General features: G+C 40.9%; 20 protein-coding genes. 13 read left to right on the plus strand and 7 right to left on the minus strand.

Going from position 1 to position 24,941, the window contains the following annotated elements; translation table 11 throughout:
* Positions 1–64: 64 nt before the first annotated feature.
* A complete protein-coding gene (gene soxR, locus PSF27_RS13390) occupies positions 65–562 on the minus strand; it encodes a redox-sensitive transcriptional activator SoxR (RefSeq protein ID WP_225820685.1) in 498 nt (165 codons plus the stop codon).
* Between the two features lie 99 nt (positions 563–661).
* On the opposite strand from soxR, the gene PSF27_RS13395 reads away from it, so the two are divergent.
* The 4 genes from PSF27_RS13395 to PSF27_RS21075 are packed head-to-tail and all read left to right on the plus strand — an operon-like array spanning position 662 to position 5,496.
* A complete protein-coding gene (locus PSF27_RS13395) occupies positions 662–1,090 on the plus strand; it encodes a DoxX family protein (RefSeq protein ID WP_272681647.1) in 429 nt (142 codons plus the stop codon).
* A 12-nt stretch (positions 1,091–1,102) separates the two neighbouring features.
* Positions 1,103–2,212: an efflux RND transporter periplasmic adaptor subunit gene (locus PSF27_RS13400; RefSeq protein ID WP_272681648.1), complete on the plus strand. Its 1,110-nt coding sequence runs from the start codon at positions 1,103–1,105 to the stop codon at positions 2,210–2,212.
* Between the two features lie 9 nt (positions 2,213–2,221).
* On the plus strand, positions 2,222–5,326 hold the full coding sequence (locus PSF27_RS13405; RefSeq protein ID WP_272681649.1) for a MexW/MexI family multidrug efflux RND transporter permease subunit: 3,105 nt from the start codon (positions 2,222–2,224) through the stop codon (positions 5,324–5,326).
* Positions 5,323–5,496, plus strand: a complete 174-nt coding sequence (locus PSF27_RS21075; protein ID WP_206086267.1) for a hypothetical protein — start codon at positions 5,323–5,325, stop codon at positions 5,494–5,496. The genes PSF27_RS13405 and PSF27_RS21075 overlap by 4 nt, the downstream gene beginning before the upstream one ends.
* A 56-nt stretch (positions 5,497–5,552) precedes the next feature.
* On the opposite strand, the gene arnT is transcribed toward PSF27_RS21075, so the two are convergent.
* From arnT to PSF27_RS13440, 6 genes are all read right to left on the minus strand, one after another.
* On the minus strand, positions 5,553–7,196 hold the full coding sequence (gene arnT / locus PSF27_RS13415) for a lipid IV(A) 4-amino-4-deoxy-L-arabinosyltransferase (protein WP_306803785.1): 1,644 nt from the start codon (positions 7,194–7,196) through the stop codon (positions 5,553–5,555).
* A 390-nt stretch (positions 7,197–7,586) separates the two neighbouring features.
* Positions 7,587–8,861, minus strand: a complete 1,275-nt coding sequence (locus PSF27_RS13420; RefSeq protein ID WP_272681651.1) for a bifunctional O-acetylhomoserine aminocarboxypropyltransferase/cysteine synthase — start codon at positions 8,859–8,861, stop codon at positions 7,587–7,589.
* A 298-nt stretch (positions 8,862–9,159) separates the two neighbouring features.
* A complete protein-coding gene (locus tag PSF27_RS13425; protein WP_272681652.1) occupies positions 9,160–10,419 on the minus strand; it encodes an aromatic amino acid transport family protein in 1,260 nt (419 codons plus the stop codon).
* Between the two features lie 278 nt (positions 10,420–10,697).
* Entirely contained in the window at positions 10,698–12,056 is a 1,359-nt protein-coding gene (gene dcuC / locus PSF27_RS13430) for an anaerobic C4-dicarboxylate transporter DcuC (protein WP_206086263.1), read from the minus strand.
* A 289-nt stretch (positions 12,057–12,345) separates the two neighbouring features.
* Positions 12,346–12,804 carry a regulatory protein RecX gene (locus PSF27_RS13435; RefSeq protein ID WP_272681653.1) on the minus strand — a complete coding sequence of 153 codons (459 nt, stop codon included), beginning with the start codon at positions 12,802–12,804 and terminating at the stop codon, positions 12,346–12,348.
* 63 nt (positions 12,805–12,867) lie between these two features.
* A complete protein-coding gene (locus tag PSF27_RS13440) occupies positions 12,868–14,325 on the minus strand; it encodes a DUF4026 domain-containing protein (RefSeq protein WP_272539606.1) in 1,458 nt (485 codons plus the stop codon).
* A 253-nt stretch (positions 14,326–14,578) separates the two neighbouring features.
* Between PSF27_RS13440 and PSF27_RS13445 the strand changes: the two genes are divergently transcribed.
* The 9 genes from PSF27_RS13445 to PSF27_RS13485 all read left to right on the plus strand — a co-directional run bounded on the left by PSF27_RS13445 (position 14,579) and on the right by PSF27_RS13485 (position 24,896).
* Entirely contained in the window at positions 14,579–14,761 is a 183-nt protein-coding gene (locus PSF27_RS13445) for a hypothetical protein (RefSeq protein ID WP_206086260.1), read from the plus strand.
* A 231-nt stretch (positions 14,762–14,992) separates the two neighbouring features.
* Entirely contained in the window at positions 14,993–15,979 is a 987-nt protein-coding gene (locus PSF27_RS13450) for a hypothetical protein (RefSeq protein ID WP_272539607.1), read from the plus strand.
* Positions 15,979–17,124 carry a BamA/TamA family outer membrane protein gene (locus PSF27_RS13455; RefSeq protein WP_272681654.1) on the plus strand — a complete coding sequence of 382 codons (1,146 nt, stop codon included), beginning with the start codon at positions 15,979–15,981 and terminating at the stop codon, positions 17,122–17,124. Before PSF27_RS13450 ends, PSF27_RS13455 begins: the two co-directional genes overlap by 1 nt.
* On the plus strand, positions 17,124–18,269 hold the full coding sequence (locus PSF27_RS13460) for a DUF4056 domain-containing protein (protein WP_272681655.1): 1,146 nt from the start codon (positions 17,124–17,126) through the stop codon (positions 18,267–18,269). Before PSF27_RS13455 ends, PSF27_RS13460 begins: the two co-directional genes overlap by 1 nt.
* A gap of 490 nt (positions 18,270–18,759) precedes the next feature.
* Positions 18,760–19,566, plus strand: a complete 807-nt coding sequence (locus PSF27_RS13465) for a protein bax (protein ID WP_206086256.1) — start codon at positions 18,760–18,762, stop codon at positions 19,564–19,566.
* Positions 19,567–19,888: 322 nt separating this feature from the next.
* Positions 19,889–21,307 (plus strand): MBOAT family O-acyltransferase, encoded by a 1,419-nt coding sequence (locus tag PSF27_RS13470; RefSeq protein ID WP_272539609.1) that lies wholly within the window; start codon positions 19,889–19,891, stop codon positions 21,305–21,307.
* Positions 21,294–22,460, plus strand: coding sequence for an SGNH/GDSL hydrolase family protein (locus tag PSF27_RS13475; protein ID WP_272681656.1), 1,167 nt, complete (start codon positions 21,294–21,296; stop codon positions 22,458–22,460). The genes PSF27_RS13470 and PSF27_RS13475 overlap by 14 nt, the downstream gene beginning before the upstream one ends.
* Positions 22,432–23,658 carry an SGNH/GDSL hydrolase family protein gene (locus tag PSF27_RS13480; RefSeq protein WP_272681657.1) on the plus strand — a complete coding sequence of 409 codons (1,227 nt, stop codon included), beginning with the start codon at positions 22,432–22,434 and terminating at the stop codon, positions 23,656–23,658. Before PSF27_RS13475 ends, PSF27_RS13480 begins: the two co-directional genes overlap by 29 nt.
* A gap of 425 nt (positions 23,659–24,083) precedes the next feature.
* The gene (locus tag PSF27_RS13485; protein WP_272681658.1) at positions 24,084–24,896 is read left to right on the plus strand and encodes a helix-turn-helix domain-containing protein; all 813 of its coding nucleotides are present in this window, start codon (positions 24,084–24,086) and stop codon (positions 24,894–24,896) included.
* Positions 24,897–24,941 lie beyond the last annotated feature (45 nt).

The following is a 24,941-nucleotide window of genomic DNA, read 5'->3' on the forward strand; positions in this document are numbered from 1 at the left end:
TTTCGCAGCAGCTATCCAAAAAATGAAAAGTGTGATTAATAGCAGGACATAATTCTATCGTTATTTAAGGTCGCTCTAAAATACGTGCGCCAGGGCCTCTTTTCCCTAATACGTCATCAGGGTTACGCAACGGGCAATCACTTAATGATAAACAACCACAACCAATGCAATTATCCAATTCATTACGTAAACGCGTGAGCTGCCGAATACGTTTATCCAACGAAACACGCCATTGTGTGGACATTTCCTTCCACTGCTCCGACGTAAGTGCACTATTTGCAGGAAAACGGCCTAATGCATCCTGAATTTCTTGCAATGGAATACCTGTACTTTGCGCAACTTTAATAATGGCAATATAGCGCAATACGACTGAATGGAATCGCCGTTGGTTGCCGTGTGTTCGAGTACTTTGTATTAATCCTTTTGATTCATAAAAATGCACAGTAGAAACAGGAACACCTGAACGTTTAGCGACCTCACCAACCGTTAGTGCCCTTGTAGGATCGATGTTTATTCCGCCATTTTTTTGGGGTTTTATCGCTTTCGTGTCTTTACTTGCCATTTTTGCTTACCTTTGCTTGACCTCAACTTAACTTAAGGTTTTATAGTGCGACCCTGTGACTTTGTCAATTGACGTTATTTTTTGAAAGGGGATAGGTTCATGCCATTGGTTATCACCAAAATGTTAGAAAGCAATAGCTTATGGTTTATTGCTCGCTTACTTGTCTTGGTTTTATTTATTTCATCAGGGTTAGCCAAAGTACTTAACTATGAAAGTAGTCTCGCTGAAATGCGTGCTGCTGGCCTGCATCCAGACTGGTTCTTCAATATAGCCTCTGCCGCTGTGATGCTGATTGGCTCAGTTTTCATATTACTTAACCGTTTGTTATGGCTTGCAACAGGGGCACTTGCCACCTTTTTGTTCCTCACCATTGTGATTGTGCACACTTTTTGGAGTTATACGGGAGAACAAGCACAAATCGCCATGTTTTGGGCTATTGAACATATTGCTGTCATTGGTGGGTTAATTGCCATCGCGATTGCAGGGCATTTTCGAGGTCTTTATTTCTCGCTGAAAATGCAGAAATAGAAGGAAAATTAAATGAGTAAAAAAACAATAATCACACTATGTACTATTTTAATCGCAGCAGGGGGCGGTAGCGCCATTTATTCCACCTACGCACAAAATGAGGGCGACGAAAAAGCGGCATATCAATACCCGCCAACCAAGGTTGCACTCGCTACGGTCACTCTAGATACGGCACCACGAACGTTTTATGGTGTGGGAGAATTAGAGGCTGGCAGCCAAGTGCAAGTTGCGGCAGAAACGAATGGCCGCATTACTAAAATAACCTTTGAATCTGGACAACAAGTCAAAAAAGGCCAAGTTTTAGTGCAGCTCAATGATGCCGTAGAGCAAGCGGATTTATCTCGCTATCAAGCACAGATGCGTAATGCAGCACGCTTATATCAAAGGACCAGTTCGTTATCTGCGCAACATTTAGTAGCTGAAGCCCAAGTGGATAGTACTCGAGCAGAGCGCGATATTGCTCAAGGGCTCATTCGTCAAACTCAAGCGTTAATTGCGCAAAAAACCATTCGTGCACCTTTTGATGGCACGATTGGTATTCGTCAAGTGCATGAAGGACAGTATCTAACACCTGGTGAAACCATCGCAAGTTTGGTTGATACCAAAACGTTAAAGCTGAATTTTTCATTAGACGAGCAAGCATCCCCTGAATTACATCAAGGGCAAGTGGTTGATGTTACGGTAGACGCCTACCCAAATAAAACCTTCCCTGCTCGCATTACTGCGATTGATCCTCTCATTGGTAAATCACGCACTATTGCGCTACAAGCGACATTAGAAAATAGCGATGGCACGCTCAAAGCGGGTATGTACGCCAACGTGAATGTGGTTCGCCAAGCCAATAATCAGGTACTTACTATCCCAGAAACAGCTGTCACTTATACCGCTTACGGGGATACAGTCTTTATTACAGAGGGTGAAGGTGATGCCATGACGGTCAAACGCGTTTCCGTCAAAACAGGCCAACGTTGGGATGGCAAAATTGAAGTTGAACATGGGTTAAGCGCTAACGATAAAGTGGTCACATCAGGCCAATTACGCCTCAATAATGGTTCTGCAGTTACGCCAGTTGCGCAAGATACCTTGTCTGAACCCACCGCACACACCCAGCAAGGTTCATAAGGAGGCGTGATGAAATTTACTGATATTTTTGTACGCCGTCCTGTTTTAGCCTTAGTGGTCAGTGCGTTAATCGTGTTGATTGGCTTATTTGCTCTGAGCAAATTACCCATTCGCCAATACCCACAGCTAGAAAGTGCCACAGTGACGATTACGACACAATATCCTGGTGCATCAGCAAAACTGATGCAGGGGTTTGTCACCCAGCCTATCGCCCAAGCCGTTTCTTCAGTTGAAGGCGTCGATTATTTATCTTCATCTTCTGTACAAGGTAGCAGCCTTGTCACCGTGCGTATGGAATTAAACCGCGACTCAACTCAAGCCCTTGCGCAAGTGATGGCGAAAGTTAACCAAGTGCGCTACAAGTTGCCGAAAGAAGCTTATGATCCAGTCATCGAGTTATCTTCTGGCGAATCAACCGCGGTTGCCTATATTGGGTTTTCAAGTACCGAGTTGTCCATTCCTGCGCTAACCGACTATATTTCTCGTGTGGTCGAGCCGATGTATTCTTCTATTGAAGGCGTCGCGAAAGTACAGGTATTTGGTGGGCAACAACTTGCCATGCGCTTATGGCTTGATGCCGATAAACTAGCTGGCCGCGGGCTTTCTGCTGCTGATGTTGCACAAGCCGTTCGCCAAAATAACTACCAAGCTGCACCAGGTAAAGTCAAAGGCGAATATGTCATTTCTAATGTCTATGTGAATACCGACTTAACTAATGTGGATGAATTCCGTGACTTAGTGATCCGCAATGATGGTAATGGATTAGTTCGCTTAAAAGATGTTGGCACCATTGAACTCGGAGCCGCCTCGACAGAAACGAGTGGCTTAATGAATGGTGAACCCGCAATTTACCTCGGTTTGTTTGCAACCCCAACAGGCAACCCACTTGTCATCGTTGATGGCATGAATAAATTAATGCCAGATATTGATAAAACTTTGCCACCAGGAGTGAAAGTGGAAATGGCCTTTGAAACTTCACGGTTTATTAAGGCCTCTATCGACCAAGTTATCAATACGTTAGTCGAAGCTTTGCTGATCGTTATTGCCGTAATTTACCTATGTTTAGGCTCAATTCGCAGCGTGATTATTCCTATCTTAGCCATTCCTTTATCCATGCTGGGTGCTGCGGCTCTTATGATGGCTTTTGGCTTTAGTATCAACTTATTAACCTTACTAGCAATGGTTTTAGCGATTGGACTGGTGGTCGATGATGCCATCGTGGTGGTAGAAAACGTCCATCGCCATATTGAAGAAGGGAAATCCCCTGTATTAGCTGCCTTAATTGGTGCCAGAGAAGTGGCAGGGCCCGTCATTGCGATGACCATTACCTTAGCCGCCGTTTATGCGCCTATTGGCTTGATGTCTGGCCTAACGGGTGCGTTATTTAAAGAATTCGCCCTAACGCTTGCAGGTGCGGTGATTGTTTCTGGTATCGTGGCATTAACCCTTTCCCCTGTCATGAGCTCCTTTATGCTGAACTCAAAACAGAATGAAGGCCGCATGGCACGGATGGCAGAAAAATTCTTCACCACACTGGCGCACTATTACACCATTTTATTGAATTTTTCATTAAAAAACCGTTGGATAACGGGTGTGATTGCCGTGGCGGTATTCATCAGCTTGCCAATGCTTTACCAATCCGCACCGCGCGAATTAGCCCCTGTTGAAGACCAATCGAGCGTATTAACCGCGATTAAGTCCCCACAACATGCCAACCTTGAGTATGTCGAACGATTTTCTCGTAAATTACATGATGTTTTCATGGAACTACCTGAAACCGAAAGTACGTGGATTATTAACGGAACTGATGGCCCTTCCGCCAGTTTTGGAGGTACCAACTTGTCTTCTTGGGAAAAACGGGATAGACCAGCTTCTGCTATTCAAACGGATTTACAGGGGCGCGTTGGCGATGTGGAAGGAAACAGTATTTTTGTTTTCCAATTACCAGCCTTACCTGGTTCAACAGGCGGATTGCCGATTCAAATGGTGTTAAGAAGCCCGCAAGATTACTCGGTGCTATATAAAACCATGGAAGAAATCAAGCAACAAGCGCGGGAAAGTGGTTTATTTATGGTCGTGGACAGTGACCTCGACTATAACAACCCTGTGGTAGAAGTACGCATTAACCGCTCTAAAGCCAACAGTTTAGGCATTCGCATGCAAGATATTGGTGAATCCCTGACTTTATTAGTCGGCGAAAACTATATTAACCGCTTTGGGATGGATGGCCGTTCTTACGATGTGATCCCACAAAGTATGCGCAACCAACGCCTGACGCCAGAAGCGCTTTCACGCCACTATGTCAAAGCAGAAACTGGCTCAATGATACCGTTATCTACGGTAGTAGATATTCATACACAAGTTGAGCCGAACAAACTCACGCAATTTAACCAACAAAATGCGGCAATATTCCAAGCCATTCCTGCTCCTGGTGTTACTTTAGGACAGGCAGTTGCTTACCTTGATGAAATTGCCAATGAACTTCCAGCTGGCTTTAGCCATGACTGGCAATCCGATTCGCGCCAATATAAACAAGAAGGTAACACCCTCGCCTTCGCCTTTATGGCGGCGCTTATCATTATTTATTTAGTACTCGCCGCGCAATATGAAAGCTTGGTCGACCCGCTGATCATTCTTATCACTGTACCATTATCGATTTGTGGTGCACTAATCCCACTAGCCTTGGGCTATGCCACACTAAATATTTATACCCAAATCGGCCTTGTAACCTTGATTGGTTTAATCAGTAAGCATGGAATATTGATGGTGGAATTTGCCAATGAATTACAGGCTAATGAAGGATTAGACCGCCGTCATGCCATTTTAAAAGCCGCGCAAATTCGTTTACGCCCAATTTTAATGACAACAGCGGCCATGGTGATTGGCTTGGTGCCGTTGTTATTCGCCACGGGTGCGGGTGCTAACAGCCGCTTTGGCCTCGGGTTAGTCATTGTCACAGGGATGTTAGTTGGGACACTATTTACGTTATTTGTTCTACCAACCATTTATTCAGTATTAGCACGCAATCACAGTGCTACCACATTGACACCTAGGCGTTATGAGCTTGCTGAAGCCAATCGCCTGATCAAAGAAACTCAGGAGACTTCACAATGAGAAATACAGCAAGTAACAAGCAAAACCTTCGCCAAACGCCTCATACTGTAGAGATGAATACGATGAGTAACAGTATGGCAATGCTGTTAATTTACCACGGGGTAGCGACTAACACTGGCAAGGCCAGCATTGCAGATAATGAAATAATGACGACTAAACCAACTCGTTAATTAGCCTTTTCAAACCAAACCGCATAATTCATTATGAGTTATGCGGTTTTTCATCACTACCCTTCGTAAAAGGCAAATATCAAATTGCCCTCTCGAATAATTATTGGATTACCAGGAAGCGCATCAACCAATTCATGTTGTGAGCCTTCCACAACGACAGCTACATTTTTGTATTGATAGCTTTCTAACAATGCAGGTAATTGACTCAAGCGATAAAAACGGTTTGCAGCATCAGGATATTGCAGCCCGTAGCCTAATTCCCCCGTTTGATGCAACATCGTAATATCACTGCGTTTTAGTACCCAAGCTAGTGCCGTGCCTAAACCCACATTGTTGGTCAATAATACCGATTTATTTTCCAGTTGATGCGAATACTTGGCGACTAACTTCTGAGGGGTATTGTTACTTGCCACATAATTTGGGATCACATGGCCCACACTTAAACTAATCGCTACCGTACATACAGCGGCTAAATACCAAAACCGCGGCTTCATTGAAATAAAAGCAACCACTAGCCAAAAAATAAAGGCCCCTGCCGCCAACCCTAATTTATAGCTTTCATCTGCCTGATAAATATTAATTTTAGGTATATATGGTGATGCAATGATTACGCCCGCAGCCAGCCCGCCAATCACCATATTAATCACCGCGTTTGCACGGATGGCGAGTGTTTTTTTCTCTGTTAGCATTTTTTCAATATACGCAGCCATTAAGATCGCGATGGGTGCAATACACGGCAAAATATACGTGAGTAGCTTACCTTTAGTGATGCTAAAAAAAATAAACGGCGCAAGGAACCATAATAAGAAATAAAAATGCATCCCTTTTTGCTGCCATGCTTGGCGCAAAGCACCAAATAAGTAACCTAACCACGGCAAAACTGCCGCCATCATGATAGGAATATAAAACCAAAATGGGGATTTGTTTTGAGCGTTATCAGCCATAAACCGCTGAATGTGTTCGACCCAGAAGAAATAACGCCAAAAATCAGGTTCACGGCTGGCAATCACAAATGCCCATGGCAAGCAAACCACAAAGGCCGTGAAAATCGACACAAATGAAAAAACAAAAACATCTTTAAATTTTTTAAAATAAATTCCAGCGACTGAACACACTAACACTGGCAAAACTAAAACTAAGAACCCCTTCGTTAATACCCCTAAACCACAGGCCACCCCCAGTAAAATATAGGCCAAGAGCTGGTGGGAAAATCGTTTAGTGGTCAACCCCCATTGGAAAAAGAAAATCACCATCGTGATAAATGTGGTAACGATAGGGTCAAGAATGTTATAAGTGCCAATGGTAAACACCATCAACATAGAAAGGTAAATAAACGTGGAATTAAACGCGATACGTGGGTTTTTCCACGCCATTTTAGCGCTAAGGTAAACAAATAACCCACTGATTAGTGTACTAAATACAACACCAAGGCGAACAGAAACATTATTTTCACCAAATAACATTTGAAAAATAGCACCAACCCAATAACCAAAAATGGGTTTTTCGAAATAACGAACATCCAGCAGTTCTGGCACACTCCAATTATAACTGATGATTAGTTCACGACTAATTTCAGCATAACGGAGCTCATCAGGCTGCCATAACAGTCGCCCGTTTAACGGCAAAAAATAGGTTGCAACAATAAATACAAATAGTAGACACCACTTAAGGCAGGCAATTTTATTATTTGCCATAATCATCTCATCTCAACCATTCTTGTTATTAATATTTAATACTTTTAAGCTGTTAGCGTGAAAGCAACGCTTGCCATTTTCTATTAGGTTATTATCATTGCGACAATTAAACCCCGCATAAACAAATCAATGATTACCCTGTTTTTCACATTGATATTTATAAACAATCAATAAATGAATACCACATTTTATTCATCTTAAAAAAGAGATAAGAATCGAGTGTTAAGACTCGTTATATAAAAAATAGTTCATTCACGAAGGGGATTCTATTAATATTTAAAAATTAATTAATTCTTAATGTTTAAAATTAAAATAAAAACCTTTTTATTTATGCTCAAACAAAAAAACCAGTCATGGTATTACCCATAACTGGTTTTTCTTGATAACAACTAACAACTATTTTGCAGCGACTAAGGCTTGCTCAAGGTCTGCAAGAATATCGTCAATATGTTCAATCCCGATAGATAAACGGATCATATCTCGTGAAACACCTGCTTGGGCGAGCTCTGCATCATTTAACTGACGATGAGTTGTCGATGCAGGGTGACACGCCAGTGACTTGGCATCACCAATATTCACCAGTCGAACAATCAGTTGCAGTGCATCAATAAAACGAGCCCCTGCTTCTTGTCCGCCTTTAATACCGAACGACATAATGCTCGCAGGCTTACCGTTCATGTATTTCTGCGCTAACGCGTGCTCGGGATTACTGGGTAATCCCGCATATTTAACCCACTCTACTTGAGGGTGTTTTTCAAGAAAATTAGCCACTTTTAGCGCATTTTCTGTGTGTCTGTCCATTCTTAATGCCAAGGTTTCTAAACCTTGTAAAATCAAGAATGAATTAAATGGGGATAATGCAGCCCCCGTTCCACGTAAAGGGGCAACACGGCAACGAGCAATAAAGGCTGCTGCACCAAAGTGTTCAGTATAACTGACTCCGTGGTAAGCCACATCGGGCTCAATCAGTAGTGAGAAACGATTTGAATATTGTGTCCATGGGAATTTCCCAGAGTCAACGACCATACCGCCCAGTGATGTACCATGACCGCCAATATACTTAGTCAATGAGTGAACAACAATATCCGCGCCATGTTCAAAAGGTCGGCATAAATACGGCGTTGCGACCGTATTGTCCACAATGAGTGGTACGCCATGACGATGTGCAACTTCCGCCAGCGCAGCAATATCGACAATAAACCCAGCGGGGTTCGAAATAGACTCACAAAAAACTGCACGGGTTTTTTCATCAATCAGCGCTTCTAATGCCGCTAAATCATCGTGTTCTGCGAAACGAGTTTCAATCCCTAAGCGAGGCAAAGCATGAGCTAATAAGTTATAAGTTCCGCCATACAGCTTTGCAACAGAAACTATGTTATCCCCAGCTTGAGCAATAGTTTGAATCGCGTAGGTAATCGCCGCCATCCCAGAGGCAACCGCCAGCCCAGCGACACCGCCTTCCAGTGCAGCAACACGTTTTTCCAGCACATCATTAGTCGGGTTCATAATTCGCGTGTAAATATTACCCGCAACTTTTAAATCGAACAGATCCGCACCATGTTGCGTATCATCAAAAGCATAAGAGGTGGTTTGGTAAATCGGAACGGCGACAGACTTCGTTGTCGGGTCTGGAGAGTAGCCGGCGTGAATCGATAATGTTTCTAATTTCATTTGTTATCCTTGTTATGATGCACTGGAAAAACACTGCCAGATTAGGTATCGAGTAAGAGGTTCGATGCTGTGTTAACACTAGATATTACCTAAGACTCTTTGATAGACAACTATCTGAACTTGAAATTATTTCATATGAGTTAGTTCATTTTGTTATAACTGTGCGTGATTTTCATCCTCTTCATCTTAACCATCAGGTTATATCAATGTCGATGCTTATAACCTATTGCATCTTGATATAAAAAAAGCCACGCCCCGTAAGGTAGTGGCTTTCTCTGTACGTTATTTTCTCAGATATTTACTGAAACGCGCCGTAAATAACCGATGTAATAGAAGCTAATCCGCAGATAAAGGTAAAAATTTGCGCCAGTTTTGATGTGCTAAATTTCTTCATTGCAGGAATAATATTCATCGATACTACAGGCAAAATGAACAGGATAGCAGCAATCATTGGTGCCCCCATCGTTTCAATCATGCCTAAAATACTTGGGTTACGAATGGTGACAATCCATGTAGTAATCACGATAAACAGCATCGATACCATTTCAATTTTCTTTAGTGAGAAAGAAGAACGTGATTTGATTAAACCCACTAAGCCTTCATGAGCCCCTAAAAAGTGCCCAAAATAACTTGATACGATTGCGGCGAAGGCAACAATTGGGCCTAAATAAGACAGAATCGGGGATGGATTAATATTCGCAATATGCGATAACACACTGATATTTTGTTCTTTGGCAATAGCCAGTTCTGCTGGGCTCAACGATAGCACCACAGAGAAAACGAAGAACATCACAAAACCCGTGAGCATCAGAGCTGCGCCACCAGTGATCATATCAGTTTTGATAATTGCCTTATCACCAAATTGTTGACGTTGGTCTTTGGTAAATTGGCTAATGATTGGGCTGTGGTTAAATGAGAATACGATCAATGGGATCGCCATCCACACCACAACTGGCATTGAACCCCAGTCTGGTGCGACTTCTAGCATTGACATATTCCATTCAGGAATTAAATACAAAGATAGTGCTAATAAAATAAATACCAGCGGGTAGACCATAAGCGAGGTCAGCTTTAACATTAAATCACGGCCAAAAACCACGCCTGCTGTCATTGCTGCAATCAAAACACCCGATAATAACCAACGTGGAAGCGGGTCCATACCGATTTGATTCACGAGGAAAGAATCGACCGTATTTGTTATCCCAACACCATAAATTAATACAATTGGGTAAATCGCAAAGAAATAGGCAAAAGTAATAATATTTGCGCCTGTTTTACCGAAATGCTCTTCAACGGTATCGGTAATATCTGCATTTGGATTTTTAGATGATAAAACAAAACGTGCAAGCCCTTTATGTGCTAGCCAAATCATTGGCGTTGCAATTAATGCCAACACGACTAATGGCCAAAACCCCCCGGCTCCCGCTTTGATAGGTAAAAATAAAACGCCTGCCCCAACTGCGGTACCGAATAAAGAAAGTACCCACGTAAAATCTTTATACGTCCATTTACTTGCTGGCTTATCCGTAGCAACCACTGCTTTTTCAATTGTGCTCATAGTGTATTTTTCATCATTAACGTTATTAAAAAAAGATGAGCCGATTTTGCATTAAATGCGTACCAGTACCTAATTTAATCGCGTTATTTCACTCAACTTTTTGGCGTAGATCTCGTTAATAACGTTAAACAAAAAAATGAGTTGTCATTGTTCTGCTAAAAAATATTTTCCTACGTTATTAAAATAGTATTTTTTATATATAAAGCATTTAATTTCATGCAAACAAAAAAAATGGCTGGGTAAAGTTAACCCAGCCATTTATGGCAATCATTAAAAATTTACAGATGAATAGGGACTAAAATTTCAGTAGCAATAACCACAACAACCAAGCCCACTAAGACTGGAACTGAAGTTCTTTTCACTACTTCAAACGGTGAAATTTTTGCCATACCAGAAACTGCAACCACAACCCCTGAAACTGGGGACAAAGTACGTCCCAAGTTAGATGCTTGTAGCATTGGAATAACCAAGTAAGCAGGGTTAACTCCCATTTGTTTTGCTAAGTGTGGGATTAATTCCACAAAAGCATAAAATGGCGCATTACCTGAACCCGTAGTCATCGCCGCTAACATGGTGATAATCACTAATGCAATCATCATCACAATAGCGCCTGACCCAAAAGATTGTGCAAGGTTAATCAACCCTGAAATAAAGCCAATTGTGCTTAGACCTTGCGCAAATACCCCAGCAGCCACTAACAGCATGACCACCGTTGCAAATGCATCCGCCATGCCTTTATAGCAAACTTCCAAACCACCATAGACGTGTTTAGCACTGAAACTGCGTAAAAATTCAATAATTGCAGCTAAAATAATACAGCCAACAATAATCGTAACAATGTGCAATTCAGGTGCCCATTTTCCGTCAAACACTAACACGCCAATAATGGGTGTGAAAGGTAAGATGGCATAGAAAGAAGGCGCATGAGTTTTGATTTCATTCACATCTAACATTTCTGTTTTAACGTGCTCTTTTTTATCGAGATAACGTTGCCAGAAGAAATGTGCAATCGACATCGCAACAATCGCAGCGATGGAAATCGGTAATGTGGTTTTAAAGGCAAAATCAATTAATGGCATTTCTGCAGCTTGTGCCGCCAAGATCACGTCACCCGATGTTGGAGCCAAAATAATTGCAGCAGGTGAAGCACAAATTGCAGCAGCTGCACCGCGGCTGATCCCAACGTTTACCATCACGGGGAATAAGGTTGCCATTAATAGCACCCCTAAGCCAGTTGCCGATGAAACCGCCAGTGACATCAAACATGCTACAATATAAGCCGCTACCATTAATAAATACGGTGAGTTGATCATTTTCAGTGGTTTCGACGCGATTTTTACCACGACATCGTTGGCACCAATGTGTGTCATATACGACGCAAACCCACAAAGCACCATGATCATCATACCAAGGTCACCACCTCGGCTCATTAGGAGGAATTTAATGTATTCCAGAATGTCTGTTACACGCCACCCCGTCGTTGGAACAGAACCAGGTAAAATACTTTTTCCCATAATAGCGGTAATAATCAGCAGTAAAATACCGCCTGTCATTAACACGCCCGTTGCCGAATACCCTTTGATGATATAACGCCCAACTCCAATGGCGACAATGACGCCGATTAAGAGCTCAATCATTTGTTTCTCCTGCCTGTCTTATTTTGTAATTATAAAAAAATTACTCTGCCTAATAGTTAAGCAAAATTCACTGACGATGATCATGTCAGCAGATGTTTTTTAATATAGAAATGAGTAAAAATACAAGAGAAATAAATAATAAATCTTTTTACTAACTTACTTTGCAGATAATTTTATCGATTATTATTTGAACACTGGAGGATAAGGCTTTTATTCATAAGGAAATGATGAGCGTGATAGGCCAACTTAACAACATGTCTGTTTATCATCGCTAATTAAATGCGTAAATTTACCTATTAAAGAGTTCGTAAATCATATCACCAAAAAAACCGCGATATTGTAGATAACGAATTTGCTTACTTTTCTCTTTAAAATCATCGGGCAATACATCACCAAATTTTTTGTTGCGCACTTCAGCTGCTTTTTCAAACCAATCCACCTCAATATTGGCAAGATGTTGATCGACAAGTGTTTGAGAAAACCCCTTTTGGCGCATTTCTTGTTTGATACGTAGCGGCCCGTAACCTTTACGCACATAGCCTTGCAGTAATAGAGCAACCACACGGTTATCATCGAGAAAATGTTGCTCGCTTAATCTCTCCAACACCTGTTCAATCACAGTTTCATCAATGATGCCGTCATTTTTTTCGTACATACGCCGTTTCATCCGAGCAAATAACTCAGCTTTTCCATAATCACGGCGTGAAAGCATAAACAGGGCGTATTGGTAAAGATCAGATTCATTCATCAAATTAAGCTTTTAACTGTCAATTGGGCGCATTGCGCGCCCAGTCTATCATGCCAAACGCGACTAATGAACTTGTGCGCCACTAAGCAACTTGTAAATCGTGTCAGGGGTGTAGCTGCCGTCTTGGAAATAAATTGTCCAATCCGTAATGTCATCACGGGTTAATGGATAAACCTCCCCTTCTTGCATTGTTTGCACATAGAAAGGATGGTTGATTAAGCGCCCTTCAAATTGATCCCCATTCCATGAGACAGGCTCGAACCACATGTGTTCATGGCCATCAAAGTCCTCTTCCGCATCGTGATAACCAATGCCACACTTCACCAAGAAACGCCATTCTGACCCTTGTTCTTCATCATTTTTACCGAGGAACTTAGCAAAGAAACCTTTTTTCTGCACCGCGGGTTTCGGGCCATAGTTATCCAACATATGGGTGAAATATTCCCAACGCAGCTTCGCTTTACGGGACATATCCGCCGTTTCTTCATCTGTGCGCATAAACATCATCGCATTTTGCTCTTCAAACCCTTCAAAGAAGCTTTCCAGCGTTGGGTTTTCTTGCGTTACGCGAAATAACATGGCGGACGGGTGCTGGTGAGACTCGTCTCTATCATGCCAATCCCCCATAAAACGTTCAGATGTTTCATCACCAAATTCGAAATTCATCTCTTCCAGCGGTTTTAAATCATCCACTGGCGTTGATTTACCCACGTGCAACAATCCTTCCTCAAAAGGTAATGCCACCAAGTATTCATAACCTGATTGTGTTTGCCCAATAAAAATTGGCTCATTAAAGACAATTTTACCGTGGGTGATGCTGTTATTCACAAAACTCCAAAACAGTTCGGGAATACCATAATAAGAAGAAATCGGATGCGGGATAATAATTTCAGCTTCGGATAACCCACAACGCGCTAAACCATGGGTATGGAACCAGTACATAGTCGGCGCGCGTTCTTCTTCAGGTTTATCTTCGTTATCGTCTTGGTCATAAATCGCATGAACAACATATAAAGAATCAATACTTGGCATTAAATCATCAATTAATTGGAAATTTAACCACTCACGAGTAAAGACTTTCCCTGCCGCTGAAATATCCAGCCCTAATAATAAATCGGGCACTAGAATTTGGATGATTTTTAATTGCTGCAAATAATTAACCAGCGGTTGATCATGGAAAACACACTCGACAATAACCGCTTGTGCCGCAGCACTCGCTTCGGCATAGAGTTCAGGGGTAATGGGGTCAGTCGCAAAATAAGGATTAATTGTATAATCTGGGTCGCTATCCACTAACGCCACATAAAAGCGCAGCTCTTCTTCCCCTTTTTTACAATTAAAGAAAAAACCATCTTCATCAGGAATATAATCAATTTCACCTTCAGTGAAATAGGTTTGTTCTTCTAAACGCTGTTCAAGTAATGCAGAGGTCAATTCAGATGCAGGAATAGCAACCATCATGGAGGCTTCTTTTTCACCTTCACCTGCAGCTGTATCAAGGTAGTATTGTTTATTGTTCATTATTCAGACCCGTTAATAAGTGACTGAGGCGAGGATATCAGCTTATATTCATTAAGAATATTGTGAATATTCTTAACCAATTCAGATTGTGATTTGATCCCTCACATTTCATCTAAGTAGATAAATTATCATTATTCGACAATGATTTATTCTACTTTTCATACGCTATTGGCTAAGGCACAATAGTGCTCTTTCTTTTATTTCCCTTAAAATAACGGGTAAATAACTCCATTCCAATATAGGTGATGAAAATATGGCTGACTTAACAAAAGAACAAAAAGAATACGTTGATGACCTCGCGATGCAGCGTGTTTTCGATATGAATAATGACGATGTATTTGTAAATGCGTTAGAGCAAAAAATCCATCAGATGGAAGATCACCTAAAAGCCTATTTCCATGAGCGTGTCCGTTTTCACCAACAAAATAAGCCATAAACCCATTTTTTATTTAAGCCGATATGGTTCATATCGGCCTTATTCTTTACAACAGAATAACCATCTTAAATATTCCTTCAACATACTTGGGTTAACTTGACTTCGTGGTTTAAAAAGCATTAAGCGCCACCCAAACAATCAACATCAATGATAAAATTCCGACTAATATTGTGAGATTATCAATAAACCGCTTTATACACTTCATGATTCCCTAAATATTGAGTTAACTTTATGAAACGCATTCAACTCAGCACTGCGCTGATCCTTTCATCCTTTATAAGCATTTCTACCAGTTTTGCCGACAGTGACCGCCCTTTATTTTCAGTCACCATGAGTGAGTCTGGTGTCCCTCAAAATAATGGCCAAGGGGGTATTACTCGTTCTTCTTCCTCAGAGTCACGAGTATTGCCTATTTGGGGGGATGAAGCCCGTGCCAGAGGTTATGACTTACCTGAACCTTTTGGGGTGAGTTATGGGTATATGAATCTTCGTCAGGATATTAAAGTTGATAAAATAGGTTTTAGCTCAAGCTCAGGTTTAGACCTTGGTAAAATATTGAATATTGAAACAGGGCATACCCGCAGTAAAAATGAATCTCATATGCTCAAATTGGATGCTTGGGTTCTACCATTTATGAATGTTTATGGCTTATACGGTCATACTAAAGGCACTTCCAAAACCAACTTAAATAATGTAGAAGCTAAGCTCGGGCCACTCACTATCCCCATTGGTAAAGATTTGCCATTCGAACTAGATTACAAAGGGAAATCTTATGGTGGTGGAGTAACTTTCGCTGGTGCTTACAACCAATTTTTCAGCACATTAGATTTTAACTACACAAGGACAAGCCTTGATATTTTAGATGGCGACATTACCGCTTTTGTGGTTACACCAAGAATTGGTTATGAATTTGTTTTTGAACCATTAATTGCAGGACAAGGGAATACAAAAGTTCAAGTTTGGACAGGGGCGATGTACCAAGATATCACTCAACGCTTCAAGGGTGACGTCAGTAAGCTAGATTTACCTCCAGAATTAAACAAGTGGATGATTTTAGCTCCTGATGATACAAAATTCGATGTTAAACAACATCTTGCTCATAAATGGAATAATACTGTTGGGGCACGAGTTGAGCTCACTAGAAACTTTAATGTGTTAACCGAAATTGGTTTTAATAACCGTAATAGCTTCTTTATTTCTGGAGAATTTCGTTTTTAATGAAGCGATTGGCTCTTATACAGGGGCTGGCACTCGCTAGCCTTTTTATGCTCTTTCCTGCAAAAGCAGATATTTTCCCCGAACGCCCGCAAATCGATGGCTGGCTAAATGAGCTTGGGGGAGAAAACCACTTTGATGAAAGCAAAACGATTGATTGGGGCGTTTTGCCTGGCCCATTTTATACCCCAGAAATGGGCATTGGTATTGGCACCGCACTGGTCGGGCTCTATCGAATAGACAAAGACGATAAAACAACACAGCCTTCTTCGATTGGGCTCAGTGGCTTTGCCTCCTCTACAGGTGCTTTTGGTTTAAATTTCACCAATTATAATTTTCTCGATAATGACCAGTGGCGCCTATTTGTCTCTGGCACAATAAACAACGTGCCAACCTATTATTGGGGAAAAGGCTATGCGGCAGGAAAGAATGACCATAATAAAGAAAAGTACCATTCTCAAGAATTTCAAATTACCCCAAGAGCACTTTATAAGCTAACCGATGCTACCTATGTTGGCCTTGGCTGGAACTTTTCATCCATCAATGCCAGTGATCCTGATGATGGCGCAAAAACCTACTTTGCAAAATCCGTGGGTGGACGGTCAGTCTTAAATTCAGGGATCAGCGCTTACTATAGCTTTGATACCCGCGATTTTTTACCCAACGCACATAAAGGCCAAACTTTTGAGGTAGTTTATACTTATTTTGCACCAAATCTTGGTAGCGATACGCGTTTTCAAACCACACAGTTACAATATGCCTACTATCATGAGCTAACGCCAAACACCGTTGTTGCCCTTGATAACTATGCTCGTTTTGCGACAGGGAATGTACCATGGAACCAGCTTTCCCTATTAGGTAATGGCAACCGCATGCGTGGTTATTACGAAGGGCGTTATCGCGATAACAATATATTCACCAGCCAAATAGAAGTGCGCCAGAAGCTGGATTGGCGCCATGGTGTTGTCGGTTGGTTAGGCACAGGGACGATGAGTGATGCATCATCGGACTTAGGTAAAGGGCACTGGCTACCAACGGTCGGTGTAGGTTATCGATTTGAATTTAAACCAAGAATGAATGTGCGTTTAGATTTTGGCATGGGCCGTAACAGCTCTGGGGTTTATTTTCAGGTGGGAGAGGCATTTTAATGGGTAAGTGGTTGACTGCTCTAAGTTTTACACTATTTTTAGCCGCTTGCCAAAGCCGCGAGCCACTTGAGCTTTCCACCATAAAACCTGTGTTAACCACATATTCATTCGAAGAAGCACCTCAAGCCTGGCCTGTGGTAACGTCATTGCCTCCTCCACAAGGCTTACGCGCCTGCTGCGCTTTCGGTTATAACCTACAAGCGGAACTGTGGGGGCTCCCCGTTCCATTTTATACTATCGATAATATTGTCGAAGCCGATAAACTTGGCGAACACCATTATAATGATAGTTTTTTGGGTGCATCTGCAGCATTGATGGGGATAAGCAATGAGAAAATTGGCTTACTCTATACTGAGCAAGGCGGATTTATTGATATCTCCCATGTTAGGGATACCGCAGATTATACATTCTATTTGTTCAGCCAAATTTATTCGCGCCTCGGTGAAGCATGGTCACTAACACTCAGTGATGAACTTGCAGGCAGGCAAATCCATTTTAGCGCTTTCACTCCGCCGCAATCCCCTGAACAACGCTATACCCTCAGCGCTTATCTTGCCGCGAAGCTTGCTTTTCAGCTAGCGGCTTGGCATGAAATCGCACAATGGTATGGTTATCAATCTGTCCCAGGTTTTTCTGAGGGTATTTCTGCATTTTCACCTGAAGACCTTTACTCGAATCTCCTTGGGGCACGCCTTGCGATGACTTTAATTCTACAGGGACGTGCAGCTTCTTTACCAATTTACTCACAATCAATGGAAGATATTTTACCGTTAGCCCTTGAACAATTAAGCAATACGGATAAAAAAACGACCCAGAAGATGTTTGATAGTGTAGATGGCTTATGGTGGAACAGTTACCGACGCGTACCTGAAAAATTTCTTGTTTTAACAAGGGACTACGAAATAGGTGATAGCCGTTTCCCTCTACTTCCTATGCAAGTGGTACCCACGCAACGCTTAATGCTAACCTTACCAAACCAATACCATCAGTATGATTTATCCTTACTGGCACAACTGCGCTTGCTCCCCACAAAACATATGGCGAATTTACCCATTCCTATTCAGTATTGGACTAAGAACGATTTTTCTTGGTTAGCTGAAGATGCAAAAAAACAGGATTTACAGCAACAAATATTGCAACCATAAACCGTTTTTCCTGCAATTTTAACGCGTCAAATTTCTCATATCTCCACCCATTATTTGGCAAGAAAAAAAGTCATTTCTTTGCACTTTTTTTCGTTATCGAACGTCATTTTTATTTAGCTTAGGTCTTCTCTATCACATCTAAGAAAAGGATGAGTTTCTTATTTTGGCTAAAAAACAACCTACCGATCGCTTATTTTTTAATCAAAATAACCATAAAATAACTGTGCAATTTGTTCGTTTTTCAATCTAATTTAGCTTAAGTGAGAGGAATGGCAAAGGAAACACTGAAGATTTATTTATGTATACACATACATGAACATACCATTAATGACTGAAATCTGATTAAAAATCATTTAAAACACAAAAACATAAAAAACACAACAAAATAATACAGTAGTTTTGCTAATGTTGACTTGATAAATGTAGCTCGTGAAAAATTATTCTGCTACTATTCGCTCGAATTTTGTTCAGAGAAACTTAGGAGAAGCAAATGCCCTCTCGAACGATGAGGACAAAAGCCGTCTTCGCTTTCTTATTTTTATTATTATTTTCGAGCTTAAGTCTCGGCTCCACCAGTACCAGCAAAATGCTCAGTAAAGACTACTCAAGTAGCACTGTGCAAAATGTCAGTCAGGCTAAAACCTCACTGCCTGATTTGCGAAAATATCCCTCTGGTACGCCACGAAAGAAAGCATTTTTGAAAACGGTTGTCCCTGTAATTGAAAAAGTGAATAAGCAAATTTTGGAAGAACGTAATTGGTTGTTATCCGTTCGTGCAAATAAGAAGTGGAGCGCTCAAGAACTGCGCCGTCTTAGCCAAATTTGTGATAGCTATGGTGTGAAGTGTAGTAACCCAAAACGCATTAATTGGGACAAACTACTTAGTCGTGTTGACATCATGCCGACGCACTTAGTTGCAACACAAGCAGCAACAGAGTCTGGTTGGGGTACATCACAACTCGCTCAACAAAATGGTAATTTATTTGGTATGCGCTGCGGTAGCGGCTGTAAGGCCAACAAAGGTAAGATTAAAGGTTATTCGACCTACTCAACTGTAGAAGAAACAGTAACCGCCTATATGAAAAATATGAATACCCACAATGCTTATGAGTCTCTACGTACATCGCGAGCTAAGCAACGTTTATCAAAAGATGAGTTAGATACCAATAAACTTATCAACGATATGAAAGGGTACTCTGAGTTAGGTTCATCCTATAACCGCTATCTACAAGAAATGTACGCGAGTAACGAAGAATTGATTACACAAGCTCAAAAAAGAGCATCCACTCGCATCTAAATTTTTGTATCACCAGGTACAAGACATAAAAAAATCCACTTTGCTAAGTGGATTTTTTTTATTCTTTTTGAGTCGCATTTATTTGATTTTTGATTTTTGATTTTTTCAGATCTCAAGGGTTGCTCTAAATAGATAAAGTGGTGGCAAGGCGGCAAGAGAAGATATCCCTAGGAGCATACACAAGTATGTGACTAGGGTAGCTGAACGCAACCAACAAAGTCACCGCTTTAACTATGACGAGCAATATTCTGATTGCATAGAACCAGATAATAAATATCATAGGCTATCTTCTACCAAAATAATTAACATCTTTGAGTCTAATATGAATTTCTTCTCGTTTGAGTTTCTTGGCTCTTTTTTAATTTTTTTTCTTATTTATTGGGGCTGTCAGCCCAGCGCAAAACTACAAAATGGGCTCTTAATTACTGCTAGTTACTTTTTTGTTTATTCTTTTAGTCCTGACTTTGCTTATATTTTATTTGGCTATACCCTTTTTATCTACTTATTAACTAATTGGATAACGAACTGGCTCTCCAATCGTTGGATTTATGTCATTCTCGCTACAGGTATTATCGGGTGCTTTACGTATTTTAAATATTATTCATTCTTTCAAGAAAGCATCCAACAAACATTAGATAAATTCGGTTTTAGCGTTGGGCTGCCTATTTTAGAAATACTGGCGCCGTTGGGGCTTTCTTTCTATGCCTTTCATTCCGTCAGCTATACGGTTTCAGTGTGTCGAAAAGAGATTCAAAAAGCCGATTTTTTTGATGTAACACTATACCTTGCATTTTTCCCAAGCATCGTTGCTGGCCCGATTAACCGTGCGAAAAACTTTCTTCCGCAAATCCAAGCTGAAACTCGCACAATTCTAGATAGCCGCAAAGCCATCCTCTTAATTTCATTAGCGTTGGTAAAACTTTTCTTATTTAGTTCTTATTTATCTGAAAACTATGTTAACCCTATTTTTGATGCGCCAGTCGGTTATAGCGCAGGAGAGATCCTTATAGCCACCTACGCTTACGCTTGGAATATCTATTTTAACTTTTCAGGTTATACCAACCTTGTCACTGGGATTGCCTTATTATTAGGTTTCAGAGTACCTGTTAACTTTAATGCGCCTTATTTAGCCGCTAATTTAAAAGAGTTTTGGGCTCGTTGGCATATCAGTTTATCCACCTTTATTCGCGATTATATTTATATCCCCCTTGGTGGCAACCGCAAAGGTTTCAGCCGAATGAATACTAACGTCTTCCTTGCAATGGTCATTTCAGGGCTCTGGCATGGCGCGGCAATGACATTTGTCGTATGGGGTGCAATTCATGGCTTAGGGATTGTATTACTCAACCTTAAGACTTTGTGCATGGAAAAGTTGGGGTGGACAAAAGTTATTCCTAACAAAACGCTATCCATTTGGGTTTCGCGGATTATTACGTTCCATTTTGTCTGTTTTGCGTGGATTTTTTTCCGCAGTCAATCCTTTGATGACGCAATATTAATGCTCAACCAAATCATTGCGCCAGGCTTTATTGCTTCTATTCAAGCCAGCCTTGGTTTGTTAATTGCGTTCTGGGTCTTATTAATTGCTTATCCTTATTTTGTGCAAGGCTACCATGTTGTCGCGAAACATTATCAAAGCGTGCCTTGGTATTATTACCCTATTCCCCTTGCCATTATTTTAACGATTATGTTTATGCTTTCGCCTTCAGGAATGCCGGGGTTCATTTATGCTAACTTCTGAGTTTAAAAAGACCCTCGTTAAAATGGTTCAGGTGCTGTTAATTGTCTTAGTGGCAGGTTTACTCTTGATTTGGTTAAACCAAAGCTCTCTAGAGCGTTTCTGGCAGCAGAAATACCACCAAGATACCCCATGGGCAAAAATGGCAGGTAATCCTATCTGGGATTATGGGGCTTCTTTGCATGATGGCGCGTTAGAAGCGGGAACAACATTTGCTTATCATGCATCAGGGCAAAAGGCCAAAGAAGAGAAAGAAGCGACGCAGCTCGCGCTGGAAAACCAAGGCAAAAAACGAGTCTTTCCAACGGATTTCCAAGTGGGTCTGCACTTTCTTCATGGCTACACTTACCCAGCAGAAAGCTTGTCTGTCACTTTCCCTGAATTACTGAAACGCCCACAAGCCAGAGAAAAAGCAAAAGGGGTTAATTTTAGCGGCTTGGCTATCAAAAAGAATCAGCCGATTGTTGCCAAACACATCGCCAATATCGAAAAAGATCAGAAGGTGTTATTTGCTGGTGATTCGATGATGCAAGGCGTTGCTCCTCATGTGAAAAATATGCTGTTGAAAAAGTATAATATCGATAGCATTAATTTAAGTAAGCAGAGTACGGGGCTCGCTTACCCACGCTTTTTCAACTGGCCACAGACTATTGCCAAAGCGTTGAATGACAATCCAAATATTAAAGTATTAGTGGTATTTTTAGGGCCTAATGATCCTTGGGATATGCCACCACAAACAGGTTATAAATACGTCAAATTTAAGAGTGAAGATTGGGAAAATGTTTACCGTGAGCGGATTAGTGATATAATATCCACCGCCCGCCAGCACAATGTTGATGTTATTTGGGTTGGCCCCCCTAATATGCGTAAAAATGCGCTATCTGATGGTATGAAATTCTTACGAAGCCTCTACCAATCTGAAGTCGAGAGCAACGGTGAAATCTACTTCTCCGTCAATGATGTCTTTAAATATAAAGGCGATACCTACTCTGACTATATCGGCGATGAAAGCAGCACAATTAAATTACGAAGTGGTGATGGCATTCATTTCAGCGGAAAAGGCCAACAGCTCATCGCGGAAAAAGTATTTTCTCTGATCCACTTCGTAGAGGAAGAAAAGGAACCTCATGAAACTGAACAACCTGCGTCAAGCTAAGTCCAAAATTTTGGCTGGTAGCGTTATTGCGCTGCTGTCATTAGGCTTATTGTCTTGCCAGAACACATCAGACAAAACGCGAACACCGAGCTCGACGAAAGGTCAGGACGCGGTTGAGCGAGGGCAACTTGTAAATAACGCAGAACCAAACCTGCGTCAATTTGCCAATAAATTGCACCAAGGCAACCAGCAAGTGCACATTGTCCAAATTGGTGACTCTCATACTGCTGCTGATTTTTTCAGTGGCAATCTGAGAACGTTATTTCAGCAACGCTACGGTGATGCTGGCCCTGGTTTTATCCCACCAATTTCAGTACCAGGTCAACGCACTGCAACCATTAACCGCATGAGCGAGAAAAAAGAGTGGTCGCTATCTTCAAGCCGTAAAGATGAACGCTTTGATTACCCTCTAGGGGGCTTTATTGCAGAGCCCCAAGCAGTGAACAGCAATGTATTGTTAAAACCATTACAGCCCGCGCTGGGGGCTTATCAGTTACAGGCGCTATATCAAGGTTCAAATGATTCACAAATGCGTGTATCCCCCGCAGCTTCCCCAAATGTGGCGTTACCTGCAACAGGGAACCAGTGGCGCTTCTCAACGCCAGTAAATACCCAGTTACCTGCGCAGATTTCCGTGAGCAAAGATAACAACCTAAAAATTGGCGGTTGGTTAGTGCGCTCAACAAAACCAGGCGTGATGGTATCTGCACTGGGAATTAACGGCGCGACATTAACGATGGTCGATAAATGGCAGCCTCAGTGGAGCGAAACGTTAGCACAAATGTCCCCTGATATGATCATTTTGGCCTACGGTACCAACGAAGCATTTAATGACACATTAGATTTAGCCGCTTATGAGCAAAATTTGCGGGCGAAAATACGCTTAATCCGCCAGCAAATGCCAAATAGTGTTATCTTATTAGTTGGACCTAATGATTCAATTAAATTTAATAATGCCCTGAGTTGCCAAGCACAAATGCCAGTGAATTTAATGAGTGTCATTCAAATTCAAAAAACAGTTGCTGCGCAAGAAAATACTTTATTCTGGGACTGGCAAGCCTTTATGGGAGGCCCTTGTTCAATTCGTACATGGGCAGCACAAGACTTAGCACGACCTGACAACGTTCATTTGTCTGTGGATGGTTATAAAAAAAGTGCGCAAGGGTTATATAATCAACTAAATCAGCTACTGAACTAATCATCTAACGATATAATCCCAAAAATAACAAAGCAGTCCCCTCTGCTTTGTTATTTCACCTTTGATTTTTTCTTACTTGTTTATCTTTAATTAAATTCCACATTATGGAAAACAGAAAAAATCATTAAATATTAATAAATTAAATAAACTCCATCGGATATTCCCTGACTTATTTTGATTTTATTTTACAGTTCATAAAACATAAAAAAATCCCCCTAATTTATTAAATAATATTCCAATACATAAAATTAATATCCATTTTCATTTTATGGATAGCATATTTTCACGTCAACACACTATTAATAAGTGGCAGAAAAGAGAATTCTAAACACGAGGCTTAATGATAAATAAATATCAACATCCTCAATGGAGCTTGAAGAATGCTATGACTAACTACCGTAAGTAATATTTTTTAGGTTTACTTTATGTCAAATTTTTTCTGTGAAAAGACATTTTGTTCTTACATAAACTCATCACCCGATATAGGAAGAAATCGGTTTTATCTTACACATTCGCTATTACTGAGAACTTGTGAAACTGATATTGGAATACGTTTAGAAGATGGGGAATGGCAAACATTTACAACTTCAAATATTTGTTATCTCCCGAAAGGTAAACTCGTTGAAATAATTAATAATGATAGACATCATGCCCCTATTGTTGAGGTTATTCCAATCACCGATGAAATGCTGAAATATTTTTACCAGCAACATGCTGCACTATTGATTTATGGAAAAACAAAACCAACAGCTAGAGTCTGTTGCATTGATTTACATGAAAATCCGATTATCGAGAATGTATTTATTTCTGCTAGAAAAGAAATATCGGCATCTATAGCGACTCATAAGGTCAATATCTATTTAAATTTCATTCTTTCATTTTTTCTCTTGATGGACGATTTTATTCCAATACTCCATGCATCAATTCATCGCTCCATAAAAGATAAAGTCTATGATTTGATTTTCCATAATGCAGGAAAACAGTGTTGCACTTTAGATGTTATCGCAAAAAAACTGCATATGAGTACCTCAACCTTAAAGCGTCATCTTGCTCGAGAGCAAACCAGTTTTTCAAAAATAAGTTTAATGTCACGAATGAATAAAGCCATGATGTTATCTAAAACCAATAATTTACCAATGACGCGTATCGCACAAGAAGTCGGTTATGATGATGTCCCTTATTTTTTGCTCACATTTAAAAATTTCCATAATATAGAGACTGGCTTCCACCCTATTTAAAGTGAGAATAACACTCATACTGTTGATTGAATTTCTCAACAATCA

The organism is Providencia sp. PROV129, assembly GCF_028482245.1.
Lineage (GTDB): Bacteria > Pseudomonadota > Gammaproteobacteria > Enterobacterales > Enterobacteriaceae > Providencia > Providencia vermicola.